A 17,631-nucleotide genomic window follows, 5' to 3' on the forward strand; every position below is an offset into this window, starting at 1 on the left:
GGGCGTTTACCGTATTATCGGAACGCCCTTTTTCTTTTTCCTATTGGACAAATCAAGCTTTTAACGTTTCAGCCAGTCGCTTGTCATGGGACAGAATGTGATTGACCCACCAGTTCCCCAGCAAACTTGTCAAATCAACTTCACCGGACATTTCACCTGCTTTATAACGGTCATACATTTTTTCCACGCGCAGACAGAAGGCCTCATGCGCTTTTTTATGTTCGTCATAATGTGCATAAGAATGATCCTGCATCAATTTCTCTTCTGCGGCAAAATGGGTTCTGGTGTAATTCTGCAATTCATTAAATGCTTTATCGATATCTTCCCGTGTCGCATTGGTTTTCATAAACTTATAAAGACGATTGACCATTGCTAACAACTGTTGGTGATCATCATCAATTTGTTGAAGACCAAAGGCCAAATCATCGGACCATTCCACCAAGTTCTTTTCATGGCTCTGTTTATCGAACTGAACTTTTTGCAAGAAATCCGTCACTTTCGCGCGCAAAATTTCTGCTTGTGACGACAGCGCACGCGATGCATCCCCAATATGGTCAGAAGCTTTTTCCGCCCGTTCTGCCGATTCAACCACATGCACAATTTCAGCAGAGACATTTTGAGTTCCCGTTGCCGCTTGTTCCACATTACGGGCAATTTCACTGGTGGCAGCACTTTGCTCTTCCACCGCAGCAGAGATTGAGGCCGAAATCTCACTCACCAGACTGATCGAACGCGAAACGCTGGCAATCGCCCCCACTGATAGAGAGGTAGAAGCCTGTACTTCGGCAATTTGTTTGGTGATTTCTTCTGTTGCTTTGGATGTTTGATTTGCAAGCGTTTTCACTTCCTGCGCAACAACGGCAAAACCTTTACCGGCATTACCGGCGCGTGCTGCTTCAATCGTCGCATTAAGCGCCAGCATATTGGTTTGATCCGCAATGTCATTAATCAAGCCAACAAATTCACCGATCTTGGCCACATTATCTTCTAAAACACTGATTTTCTGTGACGTATCGGTGGCTTCTTGCACAGCGGTCAACGCTGTATCGGATGCAGATGTCACTTGCGTTGATATCTCACTGATTGAGGCCGAAAGTTCCTCAGCCGCACTTGCCACCGTTTCCACGTTTGTCGATGCTTCTTCTGCAGAAGCCGCCACCGTTGCTGATTGCCCTTTGGTATTGACCGAAATTTCATTCATTTCAGCAGAGGTTTCACGCATCGTGGTATCCGCACTCGACAAGCCATCTAGAACAGTGATCATTGTCAGTTCAAAATCATGGATATATTCTTCCAATAATTTTTGGCGACGTAGCTTTTCTTCCTGTTCTGCTTGTTTTTCCTGATTAAGGCGTTCTGCTTCAATCATACCGTTTTTGAAAACTTCAACAGAATGCGCCATTTCACCGATTTCGTCACCACGCTCACTTCCTTCTACCGCAATCGTCAAGTTACCTTGCGACAAATTCGTCATAACGGCGCTTAGGCTTAAAATCGGTTTCGTGATCCCCGCAACAATACGCAACACAATCACAAAGGTAACCACCAACAATAGAACGGTGAATACACTCGTCATATAAAAAGCGGTTTGCGCATCACTTCTTACACGTTCAACCAAACCGACAAGATCTTCGGCAACTTTATTTTCAACTGTTTTTAATAAATTGATTTTATTGGTAATCGTATCAAACCAATAAGGCCCCTCGATCCCTTCCGTGGTACCTGTCACCGGGCTTTCAATGGCAACCTTGCGCATGCGCTCAACTTCATCAACATCCTTGCCTTTAATAGTGTCGGTCATAAATTGAATTTGTTCATGACTTGCAAAGATTTTAAAACGGCTCAGGAAGGTTTCCTGCATGGCTATCAATTGTAAAAATTTACGATAAATTGCAGGTTTGAATTCACCGGCACTAAACCCACCGGACCCCATCGCACGTTCAATACCTGCACGTTCTTTTGCTTGCAAAAAGGCCGTGTAGGCCGCAATTGCGCCGGTAACGCTCGAATCATTACTTAGAACCGCCATTTCTTCCACAATACTCAGAAGTTTGGCAATCGTCGGAGTATAATATCCTGCCATTTGCGGGACTGTAAATTCCAGCTTCGTTACTTTTTCCCGACTATTCCCCAGTTGGCCCAAGGCCTTCTGCGCAGTATCGATTTTTGTTTTTAAAACTGTGCTGTAGTCCTGAACCGGAAATTTCTTTAGAGCCTGCTCTAGCTGCCCAAAACGGATATCACTTTCTTTGCGCTGGTCGGACAGTTTGTTTTGAAACTTTTTCCCTTTCCCACCGATAAAACCAGCTGATGTACCGCGTTCTTTTTGCAGTTCATGGACCAATGCACTAATTGTCGGGGCTAATTCCGCCAGCGTTGTCAGCTTTTCCATATCTGAAACAATCTGGCGTTTTTCCACAATATTGCCACCTGCAAAAAACAACAGCCCGACAACAGGAAGAACCAGTGCTAAAATGATTCTTGAACGAATTCTTATATTACTCAACACGGTGATTACCCTCCTCCAAACAACCAATAGATATAATATCTAAGAGCCATATTATTTATTTCAATTATTATAATTCAAAAATATATTCAAATAATATAAAATTCTGCAAGTAAAACATTACTTACGGTTGCTGGTCTTAGTACAGTTTATACAAAAATGTAAGAGTTAATTCGCATTTTTCATGAAAATCAGACAGGTCTTTCTTAAACAATCCGCAGACAGTTTTAGACGGACTAACTTGCCTGTTTTTTGTCCGACAACTTGGGCAAGGTCAATACTTCTATCCCCTCATCCCGTAATTCTTGCGCTTCTTCGGGGGACGCTTCGCCATAAATGTCGCGTTCTTCCGCATCACCATAATGGATCGCACGCGCTTCTTCTGCAAAGTTTTCACCCACATAATCACATGTTTCTTCCACATGTTTTTGCAGTTTATTGACGACCTCCATAAAGGCATACGCCACATCTTGAGGGTCTGCCCCCTCCCTCATGTCATCTGCTGCTTTTTCCGCAGCTTCAATCGCCAGTTCACGTCCGGTTGAAGACACACTCTCTTTATGCGACGCAATCGCCGGTGCCATTACCGCTTTGCGAATATTATCATTGCTACAGAACGGACACAGGACCTCACCGGCTTTGACCTGTTCATCATAAGAGGCACTATCGCGAAACCATGCTTCAAACTTATGGTCATATTCACAGAGAAGGTCGTAGCGAATCATATTCAAAAACCCGTGAGTTAAAAAACTAGGCTGCGGTTTAGCCTGTTTTAATGTCAGGAACAAGAAAAATACCGTCAAATGGTTTGATTTACGTGCGTTTCAGCTTATCTTTACCGGGAACATTCAGACTCAAAACCATATTTATACGGTCCGCATGAAGCCTCTTATCCTTATTAGCGTTTTCGCCCTGCTTGCAGTGTCCACCTCCGGCTGCTCGGTCAACCCCGCCACTGGTCAAAGCAGTTTCACTGGCCTTATGTCAGAACAACAAGAACTCAATGTTGGCAAACAGGAACATCCAAAAATCCTCAAACAATTCGGTGGCGCTTACGACCACGAAACAATCACACGCTATGTAAATGATTTGGGACAACGTCTCGCAAAAGAGTCTGAATTACCGAATTTGAAATGGACATTTACGGTTCTTGATGATCCCATTATCAATGCCTTTGCCTTACCCGGTGGTTTTATTTATATCAGTCGCGGCCTAATCGCATTAGCAGAAAATGAAGCCGAATTGGCTGCTGTCCTCGGTCATGAAATCGGTCATGTAACTGCCCGTCATACCGCCCAACGATACAGTAAATCAGTTTTAACCGGTGTGGGAGCATCCATTTTAGGAGCTGTTATTGGTGGTCCGGCAGGTGACATCGCCAACTTTGCCGGTCAAGCCTATCTCGCAAGCTATTCGCGTGATCATGAGATGGAAGCCGATATGCTCGGCATTCGCTACATGACTAAACTCGGCTATGATCCAAAGGCATCGGCTAGCTTCTTTAAAAAACTTGCAGCACATACGGAACTCGAAGCCCGCATGAAAGGCGAAGAGGGACAGCAATCACATTATTCCATTTTTGCCTCCCACCCCGATACACGTAAACGGATCGCAGCTTCCAGCAAAATTGCACAATCTTACCCACAGGAATTGGACTTCTTAAATCGAAAAACCTACCTTGCCCTGATTGATGGAATTGCATACGGCGAAAGCATTAAACAAGGCCTGATCGAGGATCAAACTTTTGTGCATCCCGATTTGCGCATCCGCTTTAGCGTGCCAGACACATTCCAGTTGGTCAACAAACCAAATATGGTTGTCGCCACAGATAAAAGCGGGAATGCAATGGTCTTTACAATGGGTAAAAAAGGGTATGGCCGTCTTTCTGCCACCAAATATCTAACAGAAATTTGGGCTAATAAATATAATTTACGTGATCTTCAAAGCCTGACCATCAATGGATTGGATGGTGCAACCGGATTGGTCCGCATCAAAAATTCCAAGGGGGTACGTGACTTACGTTTCCTCGCGATTATCGATGACGACGAGATCTTTCAGTTTCAGTTCCTAACACTGCCAGATATGACAGAAACCCTAGCCCTGCCGTTTCGTAAAACGACTTATGGCTTTGAGCGTCTTTCTCAACGTGAAGCGAACGCGATTACGGGCTACCATATTGCTCTCTATCGGGCTGGTAAGAAAGACAGCATCGCCTCGTTAGCACAACAGATGAAGGTCGAAAAGTTCAAAGAAGACTGGCTCAAAGTGCTGAATAAGGAAACCTTAAGCGACGGTTTGCAAGCCGGTGAAACCTTGAAATTGATCACAAAATAAATCAGGAAAGGGGCATAAAAACACCCCTCCCCTTAACAAAATTACGCTTAGTTTTAGGCAGCTAAAGCTTTTGCAATTTCCTGTGTTGCCCCGGCAATTGCTTGGGCGGCTGCGTCTTCACCCATCGCAATTCCATTGGCTTGCAAAAGCGTTACATTTTGAACACCGATAAAGCCAAGAACCGTTTTCAGATAAGGCAGAACAAAATCCATATGCGGATATCCATTTTCCGAATAATCCCCACCACGTGCGCCAATTACATAAACTGGTTTATCCTCAACCAAACCTATCGGCCCGTTCTCAGTATATGTAAACGTTTCACCTGCGCGCGCAATATGATCGATATAGGCTTTCAGGCTCGAAGGAATACCAAAATTATGCATCGGTGCACCGATCACCACACTGTCGGCCTCTTTAAATTCAGCAATCAGTTGTTCAGATCGTTTAGCATGCGCAGCCTGTTCATCAGTACGATCCGCAGCCGGTGTGACAAATGCACCCAGAATTTCACCATCCAGGTGGGGTAAGTTCAACGCAGACACATCGCGTTCAATAACTTCAACGCCATTATGTATCGATTGATAACTCTCAACAAAGGCCGCCCCCAGTTGACGCGTTACCGATTTATCACCCATCGGGCTGGAATGGATCACAAGCAATTTAGACATTTTTAAACCTCATAGGAATGAAACTTCAATTACCAAGAGGATGCCTTGTTTCTTTAAAATAGATAATAGGGATATTTAGAAAATGATTGTTTCCAAATTTCACTTATTGCTGCACCATTACTTCCAGCACGCGGCGAGCATAATTAATTTCACGCCAGACGTCCTGCGGAATTGTATCTGTCTTAAAGGGGATCAGTTCAATTACATCCACCTCAAGACTTTCTTTCACAATCGCAATTGTATCAGCCAGTGCAACCCCCATTAGTTTGTTGACCTGTGCGGGCTTAATCATCCCATCCTGTGGTTTTAAAGCAAGAACGCCACCTGTTAAGTGTGTCTTATACTTCTCCATATAAAGATGCAGTGCATCGATATAACGATAGGTTTCCTGATAGACATGCGCGGGAATAATCACATCATCTTCAGCCAGTGCCCGGCGACGAACATCCACGCAGATATCAAGACGACATAATTTCTCAGCAAGACCGGCAATGGCATGTGCACGACGAAACACATGTCCGGGCTGAATGGATGGTGCCCCCATTTTTAACAAAAATCGGTCCATACGTTCCAATGCGTAGAACACATCCTGTGGCTCTCGTTCACCATGTTCTTGGTAATACGGATTTTCAGGGATGTTAAAATACTCCATCAATCGTTCAACCCGCTGATGCATAACTTCCAGTAAATCTGAAACATCCTTCGGCGTATAAGGTCGTGCCAGAATTCGGTGGATTGGCGGTACTTTGACACCATTTGCCCGCACGATCGCCGCTAATTTCAATTCAACATCCAATGCCAGTTGATAGACATGACGCGGTTGAATCGCGTTATCCATAAGCTCGGACGTGACTTGAATGGCGAAATCACTCCGCATACTATGGCGGAGCAACGTGACCAAACCTTCATTCAGATGCTGAACTTTGGAATAAACATCTTTGGGCTGGATTTCACCTGCATTACACGTTCCCATCCATAAGGCAGTAAAAACCAAGATAACTCCAACAGTGCCCCCCAACGTTTTCATTTCCCCGCCACATTATGTTTTTATTTCGTATCAAGCTTTACTACAAGAACCACCACCGAGCACACAAAATTTTGCACAATGAGGATGATTAAGGGACACAGGTCCACCGGATGTTGATAAACGAGTTCCCATTTCAAATTTAGGATCGTAGGGCAAGAGTGTACAAGGCACAACTTTTGCGACGTCATCCCCTTTGCGCCGAATAACCATGCGTGACGTTGCACACATCATCGCATCGGGACGAACCCCCAAAATGTCCCAACAAGCAACCGTAATTTCAGGCACATCGGCATCAACGTCCATTTCTGGAAATAGAACCAAAGTTGCAGGATCCGCTGCATTAAGGGAAATAGCATATTGCGCAAACATTTTTTCATATCCAGCCCGCGCAACGTCTTCGCCTTCTTGCCATAAGGTCCGCCCGGCAACCGCCAACTTAAACTTATTCTGGGATAACCAACTCAAGCCCTCAATCATCATCTCCCAGCTTTGTGCGCCGCGCAGTTTTTCATGATCTTTTGCACGGTAATGATCAACGGAAACACGAACCCCTAATTTTCGTCCATATTTCTCCTTTAATCTCAATAATGCTTCTTTATGATGATGCAACGGCTTCATCGCATTGCTGAGAACCAGCACATCAAAACCACGTTCCAGACAGAGGGTTAGAATTTCTATGATCTGCGGATTCATAAACGGTTCACCTCCGGTAAATCCGATTTCCTGAACCGTCATATTTTGCGTTATGATTTCATTGAGAAATGTTTCAACATCACACGTTGAGATATAAGCCAACCGATCATTTGTTGGGCTGGAGTCCATATAACAGCCCTGACAGGACAAATTGCACAAACTTCCCGTATTGAACCATAAGGTTTCTAATTGCGTTAATGCAACATGTGCACGTGTTTCCCCTTTTGCAGTTATCTCGGGGTGTTCAAACTTTGCATAGGGCAACGGGCTATCCACGGGGCATTCCTTTTTAAATTCATCCATTTAAAACTACCCTGATCGACAGTTCGGACCAATTCAAAAAAACGTGAACGCCTTAAAAACTGTTAAAAAATCACATGGAATAATCGCCGACAATCAAAACAATAACCGTCACAATCAAAATGACAACCTGCGTGTAATAAAGAAAAGTTAAAAAACCGCGCGCACGTTCCTCAACACACATTTTATACTTGGGATAGGCAAACCAGCGTGAAAAAAAAGACCGTTTGTCTGTCTTATCTGTTGGAAATTCCGAGAAAAACAATTTCGCGATCACGTTAATCAGGAGCAAACCTGCCAATAAAATCGTCACAATGTAGGCCTGGAGAATCATAAGATGTACCGCTTTTTATCTGTTTATCTGAGCCTGATCCTAAAGTGCTCCTTACATTACAACCTTGATGCTGGATAATTCTCTCAGAATAAAACATCGCCATTCATAATATTTTAAAAAGAGTGCATTTCATTCATTTCCCCCAAAAAACATTTTATTTTTCATAAGACATCAAATTTCTATTGAAACCGCCTGCCCCCTCCATTAAAACCTCTTTGGTAAAGCGGGCGTAGTTCAATGGTAGCGCGCCGCGAAATGTTTAAAATCAATGGCTTATACACAAAAATTACAGCAAAAAACATACAATATTTTGAGCTAAGTTATTGAAATTACATTAAACTGAAATTCAAGAAAAACAACGTTTACAAAAAACCTGCATTTTTTCTGCCCTCTAAATCATTATGGAAAAGGCCAAAATAGTGTAATGTTCTTACATTATTTTTATAGAGGCGAACTTGGTAAAAATTCTTCAACGAATTGAGATGGAACGCGGCGATATTGTCTTAGAATTACATAAAGGCAAGAAACGCAACATTTGGCATATGCGTATTCGCGTAATAGGCAAGAACAAGTATATTCGTAAGTCCACCTACCAAGCAGAACTTGGCGTTGCAGCGACTATTGCTCAAAACGAATACGATAAAATACGTGAACGCCTCAGAAAAGACTTACCCATAGAAGAGTTAAATTATGAACAGCTTTATCAGAAATGGAGAGCTGTAAAAGGACTACATTTATCTAAACACAGAAAGCGTTCAGTATCCCTCGGACAAGAAACTTATCTGCTCCCATTTTTTGGTAAATTTCCTATTTCAAAGCTTACTGAAAAAAATTGTACCGGATATTGGAAATGGAGACTCGCTTATTGGACAGAGGGACCAGGCAAGAACAATAAAAATGTGAAATTTTATGTAGAAAAGCCAAGTGGAAATACCTTGTCGAATGAACGCCAATCATTCCTGCAAGTATTACGTTGGGCATTCAAGCAAGGTTACATCAACCATATCCCTGATTTCGAGCTTCCATATAAACGCCCTGCAAAGAACGAAGTTGCTCGCCCCGCTTTTACATACAAGGAATACCAAAAAATTATGAAGTGGGTGCGTGATGAACAATACAAAAAATTCTCATCAAAACCTAAATATGCCAATGACTATGGACGGCAAATGTTCTTATCATTTCTTAGCTTTGGTTTTGAAACAGGAATGCGTCCCAATGAAATCTTTACCCTAAAATGGAAACAGGTTGAGATCGCTGATGGAGATAAGGGTTTTGGTAAATATTTGAAGATCAATGTCTCAAAAGAAACTAAGACCAAAAAGCGCACAGTTATTTCAATGCCACGTGCTGTTAGCGCATTTAAGCTTATGCAAGGCTATAGCAGACATATAGCACAAGACGACTATGTGTTTACTACTTGGAAAGGTGGTCGCGTTAGGGACTACGCTAAGCAGTTTAAACGTATGTTGATAGAGCTTGGTATAGAAACAGATATGTATGGTGACAAGCGCGTCCCATATTCGATACGCCATTCATACATTACATTCCGGCTATTACGCGGAAAAGTTCTTGTTCAAGATTTAGCTCGTAACTGTGGAAACTCAGTTGAAGAAATCGAAGAGCACTATGATCACGTATTAAATGAACAAAAAGCTGATGAACTTACAGGTGATTTTGCAATTGATGCAGAAGCTGAAAGCATCGAGGCACAATTAGGAAAGTTCTTACATTCACCAGATTAAGTGTCGTGATAAACGACACTCATATAATCAAATCTATCTGTCGCTACGAAAACCAAGACAGTCTTCTAATTATATTATAGCACCGCTTAATTCCAAGGATAAGGTTATTCAGACCGTTCTGTGGCTCATCGCTTCGGCAATTGATCTTGCCTTTAATGCATTATGAATTTTCATGTCTAAGGCTTCAATATAACCACCCATATCCCGCATCTCCTGAATATTGCTTTGCAAATAAACATTCTTTCTTAGCTGCAAATTCGTTGATAATCGTATCAATGTATCAAAGCTGGCATCACGTCCCGTTAGCTTGATCATATTGTAGTAACGCGACGACTTATTAAGCCAATTACGTGAAAAGTCACATTCACTATTTGCTAAATGATTAGCACGAATAAATTCATATATTTCTTCAATTAATTTCATACAGCATCACTCCTTATTTCGTTGCTAAATATATTTAGTGCTAACAAATTATAAGGAGATCGATATGCGTATTATTGATGTAAAGGGTTTTTCCAAAGGGCAATGGAAGGCATTGGCGAAAGAGATGGTCAGTCGTTGTTGCAGGCAAAAAAAGAAGGATTGTTAATTCAATCCTTCATAATCTTGCGAACTCTTTTCATAGCCATTTTACGAACATTTTCTCGTGTATCATGGCTAATTTCTGCCTTATCAATCATCAGAGATATTTCATCTTTCAAATGCTCAATTTCTTCATACTTGGCTTCAATTGCATTCAAGGCATAGTGTTGTTCCCGATTGATATATTCAAAGTCAGCATACATTAGTTGCCGCAGGTCAGCTTTGTCTTCTGCTTCCTGATTAAGTTCACCTTCACGGTATTTTCGTTTTTTATATAATTCATATGCACGCATTGCTGAACACCTCCTATAGGTATTTAGCAAAGACATTTCTGCTCTCTGGCGTAAAGCAGACTAAATTCAGAATGAAGCTTTCATCCGATTTTAGCCATAACCGGATAAACCAATGTCGTTAACTTGGAAAATTAATATACAACTTAGGTAAGGTTCGCGCCCTCTCGGCAGCCTAAATTATAACGGTTGTACTTCATGTCTTTTGATATTTTAGTTATAGATTAGAAGTGTTTGAAATGCGCTATAAAAAAGCAAATTTCAACGTTCGGTCAAAGGGAACACAAGGTATCTAATTGACAAAACAATTTTTTAAAATTAGCTATTTTAGCTGTGCAAGAGTTTAGATCAGGTTTTCTTTGATCTCGCGATCATGATTTTGTCTGTGTTTTCAATATGTTTTTTGGCGAGTTTCAGCTTTTCTATATGTGTCTCTGATAACACGCTACCGGTTGCGAGCAAGAGGCGACCACCTGTTGAGGTGATATCTGATAACAGGGTGTATCCGGGTTGTAAGGCCAAGAGACTAATTTTCATAGTTTCCATTTCTTCTAAATCATCTTCATCTCGGTCCAAAAGCACGGACTTGATGGTATGGAAAACGTCTGCATCATAATCCTGCAGGAAAGGCACCATCTTTTTAAAGATTTTCTCAGTGGCTTTGGTGCGTTTAGTTTGTTTTGCCAGATCATCCAAAATGCGCAAGATGCGGGATTCAATGGGTAAGTCGTCTGAGGTTTCAGCATTAGCACTGAGGTGAATTGACGCAATGATATCAGCGATTTCTTCTAAACGTGGGATTTGCTTCAACATGTCCTGAATGACTTTGGAGGCATTGTTATAGCAATCCGCTTCTTCTTGACTGAGCTTTGAGCCTTCGCGTATTTTATCTGTGATTTCTTGTGGCAAGATCAGGTCTGACATGGGCATGAGCATGGCTGCAAAATCCAACTGCCAGGCGGCCTTAAGCTGGAAATGGGGCAGAATTTGTTTGATCCATTCACGAATGCGCGCAGATCGAGCAAAGGCTTTTGGGTTAGAAAAGGACAAGAGGTCAACCAAGAATTTGATAGTCCCAGCTAGGGTTTTTTCCAACAATATTTTTTCAGCAGAAACCAGATCATACTGACGCAAAGCATCATCAATGCCATATGCCAATGTCTCAGGGTCACAGGGTTTGTTGTAAAACCGGAAAATGGCACCTTCATTGACCGCATCAATGGCCGTTTGTTGATCCGCATTGCCTGTCAGCATGATGCGCACGATATTGGGATTTAGGGTGCGGATGTGTTTCAGAACCTCCAGCCCCGTCATCTGTGGCATCCTCATATCAGAAACTACAACACCGATGTCATCATGTTCTTTTAAAATCTCCAAAGCCTTGGGGCCGGCTTCTGCACAAATCACTTTGAACCGTTTATGATATTGGCGGCGTAAGCCTTGCAACAGGTTTGGGTCATCATCGATCAATAGAACTTTAACAGGCATTATGCGGCTCCTTTCTTGAGGTTCGTCTCAACGATATCGCTCCATTCATCAATGGATAGGGTGAGACCTTGGGAGGCGAGGAATGTGTGATCAAGCCCACCTTCTAGCAGGGCGAGATCAATTTTTTCCTGTGCAAAAATTTTGGTGAGATGTTGTGAGATATGTAAGCAAGCGAGAACGGGTTGTTTCTTAAGCTTGGTTAATTCTGGGCGATGATGGAAGGCAACGGCTTCGCAGACTTCAAGGGGAAAGCCCCACAATCCAAGGAAATAGGCCCCAATGGCGGCATGGTCCACGCCGATGATTTCGCGCTCATATTGATCAATGGAGGCGTTATTGTCTTCCGCCATTTTAATCGCCTTGAGGAAATCATGGGGCCATATGGTCGCGATGATGAGGGAGCCGATATGTGACAAAGTGCCCGCGCAGGAAATAAGATCACATGAGCGGCTATCAAGATCGGATTTTTTGCCAATAAGCTGGGCGATGGCGGCGATTTGCAAACTGTTTGAACAAAGCTTTTCCATGATGGTTTGCGAGGTTGTTGACATGTCAGATGCTTTGAAGATACCACTGAGCAGAACCATACTGCGCAAGGTGTTGAGACCTAAAAGGCTCACGGCGGTTTCCAGATTGTCCACATGCTGGGGAAGGCCAAAAAAAGCGGAGTTGCAGACTTTGAGAATTTGGCTTCTTAAACCCAAATCCTGCGCGATGATTTCGGCAATGGATCGATTGGTCGAAGCTGGGTTTTCCAATTCATTTATCAGGTTTTCATAAACATGGGGCAAGCTGGGCAGGGTTTGCATGCCTGTGATCAAACTGCGAATTTTCTTGTTGTTAATCTTTTCGCGCAGAGTGATCAAACGCTCCAATGTGGTGGTGAGAATATCGAAGTCACACGGCTTTGCCAGGTATTGGTGGGCGGGCCCAACAGCACGCATGGTCATATCATCCTTAGAATAACCCGACAGAACAACACGGGCGGTGTCCGGTGAGATTTCACATGTTTTTGTCAGTAATTCTGCACCATCCATGTCGGGCATCCGCATATCGGTGACAATAATATCGACGTCTTTGGTGTTGAGAACGTCAAGGGCCTCATGGGGACCAAGGGCGAAGCTCATTTTCCAGTCTTTACGTCTGGAATGGAGACCTCTGCGCATCCCTTGCAGGATGTTGGATTCATCATCGACAAATAAAATGTGTGGCTTCTCTGACATGCAAACCTCAATTGTAATATTCTATTTGCCTAGTTTCTCCTGTTACAGGTTTTCAAAATATCCCCATATGGGAACACGCCTTAAAAAAGGTGAAAAAAATTATTTTATAAAATGCAGGCTGGGGGTCATCAAGATGGCACGCACCAGTTCAGGTTGGCTGTTGGTGTTTGTGCGCATGAATATGCGTTTCAGATAGGTCCGTGCAGACCCTTCTGTGATATTGAGCTCTTCAGCGGCTGATTTTAACTGAAAGCCACTGACAATCAGATGCAGAAGTTTCGCTTCGGACAAAGGCATTTCATAGATGGATTGGAGAACCTCTGGAGTGGGGGCGGAATGTTTTTCAGGTGCGGAGACAAGCAACAATCTTTTTTCGCTCTGTCCCTCCTCGAAATGAGAGATGATCAAGCTCAGGGGGCGTTCTTCCTCAATGCGTTCAAGGGCAAGCGCAACCGGTTCTTTATCTTCAGTCCCAATCAGCGCTTCCATCAAAGCCATGCGCATGGCGGGTTGGGTTGTGCGAAGAACGCCTTGGATATCAACACTGAGCCCATCGAGATCGTTACAGATTTGTGTGCCAAATTGGTTCATGTGCAAGACATGCCCGTTTGTCTCACACACAATGACGCCAATGGGGAGCTTGTCTAGAACCTTGACGCCCATGCCCGTTTTGATATTTTTCTTGTTCTCAATCCTCAAGAGGCATTCTTCAATCCCTTCTTCTAAGGATTCCGGCTCGCAAGGTTTGGTGTAAAATCTAAAAATGGTGGTGGAATTAATGACTTCCATGGCCGCATCAATGTCAGCGGTGCCACTTAACATGATGATTTGCGTGGATTTATCCTTGTCATGGATTTCTTTGGCCAGCTCAATACCGTTTAAATCCGGCATACGTAGATCGGTCACCACCACATCAAAGGGGGCCTCATTTTGCTTTTCAAGCGCATCATGTGGGTCTGTGGTAAAGACCATGTCCCATTCATTTCTTCGGTGGCGCAAAAACATACGTCTAATGGCTTCGAGGATCAGTTCTTCGTCATCTACGAATAAAATTCTGGGTTTTGATTGGGTCACTAGTTATTACTCACTCGCATTTATAATGAATGAATAATATGCCGCATGAACAACTAAAACAATTTTTTAAATTTTTTGCTTCATATTGATTGTCTTTTTTGCCTTAGAACCATGTCTCTTTTGGTTCAAAAACTTGAGGGGTGTGTGGCTCATCAAAGCAATTCAGTAAATTGTTTGATACGAGATAATGCATAGAAGGTGGTATATCATTCAACTGCACAATGTTACGCATTAAAAGAAGGGACAGGAAGTCATGCAAGCCTGTCTCCAGATTATTAACCTTCGTGTGCAATATTTCCGCGTCATGATCCAGGATGGGGCCGGTGTCTTTTTTGTAAACCTCAAACGCACGTGTCACCGTATAGACCAAAAGCTCAAGGGAACAGGGCTTCGCGAGAAAGAAATGATCACCGCCCACAAGGCTATACGCAGTTACTTGGTTACATTCACCTGACAAAACTACTTTGGCCGTTTGCGGGTGTCTTTCGGCCACCTGTGTGAGCAATTCTTCACCCGTCATTTCCGGCATCTGCATATCAGATACAATGACATCATATTCATTATGTTCCATCGTATTTAAGGCTTCAAAACCTGAGTTGGCATATTCAATATTCCAGTCTGTATGTGCTTGGCGTAAATTACGGTTAAGTGCACTTAGGACGTTCGGGTCATCATCCACAAATAAAACACGCATCTATATATCCTCAAAATTTCAGAATGTTTCAGAGTTGTATTATTTAACGAATTTAGTGGATCCTTACCTATCCCCATATGGGGACATAGGGGTGCCCCCATATGGGGATATTTCTTTCCTTGCCTTTGCTGAATACTGATCAAAGGTCGCAACAAAAAAGGACAAGAAACATGAAAGGCATCGTTTTTAATCTCTTCACTGATATGGTCGATGAAACATGGGGCGAAGAAGTCACCGAACAGCTTATTGATAGTTGTGAACTTTCCACAGGTGGCAGTTATTCCAGTGTTGGGACATATTGCTTTAAAGAAATGGTCAGTCTGGTTACGGTCTTAAGCGAGATCAGCGGCTTGTCTGTGCCCGAACTTCTAAAAGCCTTTGGGGAGCATCTTTTTGGGCAGCTCAGTGGTAAATATCCTATGTTTGCAAAAGATTGTGATGATCTTTTTATCTTTTTGGAAACCATTGAAAATACCATTCATGTGGAAGTAAAAAAGCTCTACCCAGAAGCGGAACTCCCCACTTTTAAATACAACAGACCCCAAGAAAATACGCTGGAACTGTTTTACAGATCTCAACGCCCGTTTGCGGATTTAGCTGAAGGTTTGATCCGAGGCGGCATCAAGCATTTTGGGGAAAAGGTTGCCCTTGAAAGAGAAGATTTTCCTGTTGAAACGGGTTCAAAAGCAACCTTTACGCTAATGCGGGTTTGATATGTTAGGACAGCCCAAAAATAAGGAAGGAATCCTTCAAAAGCGGCTTGATCGTCAAACTCGAGCACGTGAACAAGCTGAAGAATTGCTGGAAAGCAAATCTTTGGAATTGTATCAGGCCAATCAATTACTGGAAGATACGGTTCAAGCCGCAAAAAATAATTCTGCGCGCTTAAACGCGATTATGAATTCCATCAAGGATAATGTCATTGCAACAGATTGTGACTTAAAAGTCTTGGATACAAATAAGGCAAGCGAACATTTTTTTGAATTGTCGCGCGAAGACCTGCTGAATATGTATTTGTTGGATTATCTGGATGACGGTCAATCTACGGACTATTTGAAATTTTGCGAAGATGTTCAATCTAATAACCAGACTTTGGTTGATGGTGTTGCACTTGAATTTAATTTGAAGCTTAAAGCGGACCGTCAAGTCCCTGTTGAAGTGTCCATCAGCGTTTTTAAGCATAATAGCGAAGTTTATTTACTGCATGTGATCCGTGACTTGACGCGGCGAAAAGAATTGGAGCTTGAGCGTCAACAAATGCAGAGCGACCTTGCTCATGCGACCAAATGGGAAGCCGTTGGTCAATTAGCTGGCGGGATCGCCCATGAAATCAACACACCTTCGCAATATATAGGTGACAATTTAAGCTTTATTGAATCAAGTTTTGGTCAGATTTTTGCCATTCTTGAAAAAGCACTGATGTTAAAGCATGTCTGTAAAGATATGGATGAATGTGCCCCCTTGATTAAAAATATCGATGATCTGATTGACGATCATGACCTTGCCTTCTTGTTAGAAGAAATGCCCCTTGCGCTGACACAATCAAGAAATGGCATCGCCCAAGTCTCCAAGATTGTCTTGGCCATGAAAAATTTCTCGCACCCAGGTACGAAAGAGAAAGAACCCATCAATCTGCACCAGACAATAGAAACCACCCTGACGGTCTCGCGCAATGAATGGAAGGGTGTGGCGGAAGTTGAAACTGACTTTGACGACAGTCTGGGCATGGTCCACTGCATCCCAAGTGAAATGAACCAAGTCTTCTTGAACATCATTGTTAATGCAGCACACGCCATCGAAGAGGCGCATGATGGCGCAATGGGGAAAATAATAATCTCAACGCGCAAATTAGAAAAATCGGTTGAGATCAGAATTTCAGATAATGGGTCGGGCATTCCAGAAGAACATCAAGCCAATATCTTCAATCCGTTTTTCACAACCAAGGATGTTGGCAAAGGGACCGGGCAGGGCTTGTCCATCGCCCATGATATCGTGGTGAAAAAGCACGGTGGCGCCTTGTCATTTGAGGCGGAACAGGGAAAAGGCACGTCCTTTATTATCTGGCTTCCCCATGAGGCGGTCTAAGTAAAACTTGCGAGGAAATTTAGTCATGAAACCAAGAACAAACATTCTCTTTTTAGATGATGAACCCGCCGTTCTAGATGGGTTGAGGCGACAATTGGCGCCTTTTCGTTCAGCATGGAATATGCGTTTTGAATATTCACCCATGTATGCGTTGGAAAATCTAGATCGCGAGCCCGCAGATGTGGTGGTGGTTGATATTAAAATGCCAATGATCTCAGGGGACACAATTGTAAATTTGCTGGGCAGTATCCCTAATCCGCCGGGTGTGGTTGTGCTTTCCGGTCATGGGAATGAAAAAGAACTCAGCCATAAAATAACGCTTCCGTATGAATTTTTAAGCAAACCATGCGCGCCCGCTGATTTGGTCAGGGCTATTTCAAAGGCACTCCATAAATCAGCACCCTATCGGCTTGGTATCTATGAAGACGTTTTGGAAATGATGGTCGCAAAAATGATCAAGAATGGCTTTTTGCATCCTGAAGAATTGCCCGTTGAATACAACATGTTGAAGCAGGTTCAAAACATATCAGACATTTTTGATGAACGGGTTGAAGGAGGTTCACATGCTGAGTGATCTTTATATGCATTTCT

Annotated in this window: 17 protein-coding genes; 5 read left to right on the forward strand and 12 right to left on the reverse strand. The window is 43.0% G+C overall.

Features of this window, described 5'->3' with window-relative positions; genetic code table 11:
* Positions 1–52: 52 nt before the first annotated feature.
* The gene (locus tag ACI0FF_RS15565; RefSeq protein WP_419797688.1) at positions 53–2,506 is read right to left on the reverse strand and encodes a bacteriohemerythrin; all 2,454 of its coding nucleotides are present in this window, start codon (positions 2,504–2,506) and stop codon (positions 53–55) included.
* A gap of 236 nt (positions 2,507–2,742) precedes the next feature.
* A complete protein-coding gene (locus ACI0FF_RS15570; RefSeq protein ID WP_419797689.1) occupies positions 2,743–3,231 on the reverse strand; it encodes a DUF1178 family protein in 489 nt (162 codons plus the stop codon).
* Positions 3,232–3,487: 256 nt separating this feature from the next.
* Here ACI0FF_RS15570 and ACI0FF_RS15575 point away from each other — a divergent pair, with 256 nt between their 5' ends.
* The gene (locus ACI0FF_RS15575) at positions 3,488–4,840 is read left to right on the forward strand and encodes a M48 family metalloprotease (protein ID WP_419797690.1); all 1,353 of its coding nucleotides are present in this window, start codon (positions 3,488–3,490) and stop codon (positions 4,838–4,840) included.
* A gap of 53 nt (positions 4,841–4,893) precedes the next feature.
* Here the strand turns inward: ACI0FF_RS15575 and ACI0FF_RS15580 are convergent, their stop codons facing one another.
* The 4 genes from ACI0FF_RS15580 to ACI0FF_RS15595 form a co-directional block, all read right to left on the reverse strand.
* Positions 4,894–5,508 (reverse strand): FMN-dependent NADH-azoreductase, encoded by a 615-nt coding sequence (locus tag ACI0FF_RS15580; RefSeq protein ID WP_419797691.1) that lies wholly within the window; start codon positions 5,506–5,508, stop codon positions 4,894–4,896.
* 103 nt (positions 5,509–5,611) lie between these two features.
* A complete protein-coding gene (locus ACI0FF_RS15585) occupies positions 5,612–6,535 on the reverse strand; it encodes a hypothetical protein (RefSeq protein ID WP_419797692.1) in 924 nt (307 codons plus the stop codon).
* A 30-nt stretch (positions 6,536–6,565) separates the two neighbouring features.
* Positions 6,566–7,531 carry a radical SAM protein gene (locus tag ACI0FF_RS15590; protein WP_419797693.1) on the reverse strand — a complete coding sequence of 322 codons (966 nt, stop codon included), beginning with the start codon at positions 7,529–7,531 and terminating at the stop codon, positions 6,566–6,568.
* Between the two features lie 70 nt (positions 7,532–7,601).
* The gene (locus tag ACI0FF_RS15595; protein ID WP_419797694.1) at positions 7,602–7,862 is read right to left on the reverse strand and encodes a hypothetical protein; all 261 of its coding nucleotides are present in this window, start codon (positions 7,860–7,862) and stop codon (positions 7,602–7,604) included.
* Between the two features lie 482 nt (positions 7,863–8,344).
* Here ACI0FF_RS15595 and ACI0FF_RS15600 point away from each other — a divergent pair, with 482 nt between their 5' ends.
* Entirely contained in the window at positions 8,345–9,604 is a 1,260-nt protein-coding gene (locus tag ACI0FF_RS15600; protein WP_419797695.1) for a tyrosine-type recombinase/integrase, read from the forward strand.
* A 108-nt stretch (positions 9,605–9,712) separates the two neighbouring features.
* Here the strand turns inward: ACI0FF_RS15600 and ACI0FF_RS15605 are convergent, their stop codons facing one another.
* From ACI0FF_RS15605 to ACI0FF_RS15630, 6 genes are all read right to left on the reverse strand, one after another.
* On the reverse strand, positions 9,713–10,027 hold the full coding sequence (locus ACI0FF_RS15605; protein ID WP_419797696.1) for a DUF6626 family protein: 315 nt from the start codon (positions 10,025–10,027) through the stop codon (positions 9,713–9,715).
* Between the two features lie 167 nt (positions 10,028–10,194).
* Positions 10,195–10,479: a hypothetical protein gene (locus ACI0FF_RS15610; RefSeq protein ID WP_419797697.1), complete on the reverse strand. Its 285-nt coding sequence runs from the start codon at positions 10,477–10,479 to the stop codon at positions 10,195–10,197.
* Between the two features lie 345 nt (positions 10,480–10,824).
* Positions 10,825–11,964 carry a response regulator gene (locus ACI0FF_RS15615; protein ID WP_419797698.1) on the reverse strand — a complete coding sequence of 380 codons (1,140 nt, stop codon included), beginning with the start codon at positions 11,962–11,964 and terminating at the stop codon, positions 10,825–10,827.
* A complete protein-coding gene (locus tag ACI0FF_RS15620; RefSeq protein WP_419797699.1) occupies positions 11,964–13,187 on the reverse strand; it encodes an HDOD domain-containing protein in 1,224 nt (407 codons plus the stop codon). The genes ACI0FF_RS15615 and ACI0FF_RS15620 overlap by 1 nt, the downstream gene beginning before the upstream one ends.
* Before the next feature lie 99 nt (positions 13,188–13,286).
* Positions 13,287–14,261: a DNA-binding response regulator gene (locus ACI0FF_RS15625; protein ID WP_419797700.1), complete on the reverse strand. Its 975-nt coding sequence runs from the start codon at positions 14,259–14,261 to the stop codon at positions 13,287–13,289.
* A 103-nt stretch (positions 14,262–14,364) separates the two neighbouring features.
* The gene (locus ACI0FF_RS15630; RefSeq protein ID WP_419797701.1) at positions 14,365–14,955 is read right to left on the reverse strand and encodes a response regulator; all 591 of its coding nucleotides are present in this window, start codon (positions 14,953–14,955) and stop codon (positions 14,365–14,367) included.
* 170 nt (positions 14,956–15,125) lie between these two features.
* Here ACI0FF_RS15630 and ACI0FF_RS15635 point away from each other — a divergent pair, with 170 nt between their 5' ends.
* Genes ACI0FF_RS15635 through ACI0FF_RS15645 form a run of 3 tightly spaced genes read left to right on the forward strand, consistent with a single transcriptional unit; the run spans position 15,126 to position 17,614 of the window.
* Positions 15,126–15,668 (forward strand): heme NO-binding domain-containing protein, encoded by a 543-nt coding sequence (locus ACI0FF_RS15635; RefSeq protein ID WP_419797702.1) that lies wholly within the window; start codon positions 15,126–15,128, stop codon positions 15,666–15,668.
* A 1-nt stretch (position 15,669) separates the two neighbouring features.
* Positions 15,670–17,040 carry a PAS domain-containing sensor histidine kinase gene (locus tag ACI0FF_RS15640; protein WP_419797703.1) on the forward strand — a complete coding sequence of 457 codons (1,371 nt, stop codon included), beginning with the start codon at positions 15,670–15,672 and terminating at the stop codon, positions 17,038–17,040.
* A 25-nt stretch (positions 17,041–17,065) separates the two neighbouring features.
* Positions 17,066–17,614, forward strand: coding sequence for a response regulator (locus ACI0FF_RS15645; RefSeq protein ID WP_419797704.1), 549 nt, complete (start codon positions 17,066–17,068; stop codon positions 17,612–17,614).
* The last annotated feature ends 17 nt before the right edge of the window (positions 17,615–17,631 follow it).

The sequence above is a fragment of the Terasakiella sp. 4MB5A genome (assembly GCF_050058155.1).
Taxonomy (GTDB): Bacteria; Pseudomonadota; Alphaproteobacteria; order Rhodospirillales; family Terasakiellaceae; genus Terasakiella; species Terasakiella halodenitrificans.

Coding starts and splice junctions, on each gene's coding strand:
- ACI0FF_RS15570 (WP_419797689.1), bottom strand. CDS start 3,231: ATGATTCGCTACGACCTTCTCTGTGAATATGACCATAAGTTTGAAGCA.
- ACI0FF_RS15575 (WP_419797690.1), top strand. CDS start 3,488: ATGTCAGAACAACAAGAACTCAATGTTGGCAAACAGGAACATCCAAAA.
- ACI0FF_RS15580 (WP_419797691.1), bottom strand. CDS start 5,508: ATGTCTAAATTGCTTGTGATCCATTCCAGCCCGATGGGTGATAAATCG.
- ACI0FF_RS15585 (WP_419797692.1), bottom strand. CDS start 6,535: ATGAAAACGTTGGGGGGCACTGTTGGAGTTATCTTGGTTTTTACTGCC.
- ACI0FF_RS15590 (WP_419797693.1), bottom strand. CDS start 7,531: ATGGATGAATTTAAAAAGGAATGCCCCGTGGATAGCCCGTTGCCCTAT.
- ACI0FF_RS15595 (WP_419797694.1), bottom strand. CDS start 7,862: ATGATTCTCCAGGCCTACATTGTGACGATTTTATTGGCAGGTTTGCTC.
- ACI0FF_RS15600 (WP_419797695.1), top strand. CDS start 8,345: ATGGAACGCGGCGATATTGTCTTAGAATTACATAAAGGCAAGAAACGC.
- ACI0FF_RS15605 (WP_419797696.1), bottom strand. CDS start 10,027: ATGAAATTAATTGAAGAAATATATGAATTTATTCGTGCTAATCATTTA.
- ACI0FF_RS15610 (WP_419797697.1), bottom strand. CDS start 10,479: ATGCGTGCATATGAATTATATAAAAAACGAAAATACCGTGAAGGTGAA.
- ACI0FF_RS15615 (WP_419797698.1), bottom strand. CDS start 11,964: ATGCCTGTTAAAGTTCTATTGATCGATGATGACCCAAACCTGTTGCAA.
- ACI0FF_RS15620 (WP_419797699.1), bottom strand. CDS start 13,187: ATGTCAGAGAAGCCACACATTTTATTTGTCGATGATGAATCCAACATC.
- ACI0FF_RS15630 (WP_419797701.1), bottom strand. CDS start 14,955: ATGCGTGTTTTATTTGTGGATGATGACCCGAACGTCCTAAGTGCACTT.
- ACI0FF_RS15635 (WP_419797702.1), top strand. CDS start 15,126: ATGAAAGGCATCGTTTTTAATCTCTTCACTGATATGGTCGATGAAACA.
- ACI0FF_RS15640 (WP_419797703.1), top strand. CDS start 15,670: ATGTTAGGACAGCCCAAAAATAAGGAAGGAATCCTTCAAAAGCGGCTT.
- ACI0FF_RS15645 (WP_419797704.1), top strand. CDS start 17,066: ATGAAACCAAGAACAAACATTCTCTTTTTAGATGATGAACCCGCCGTT.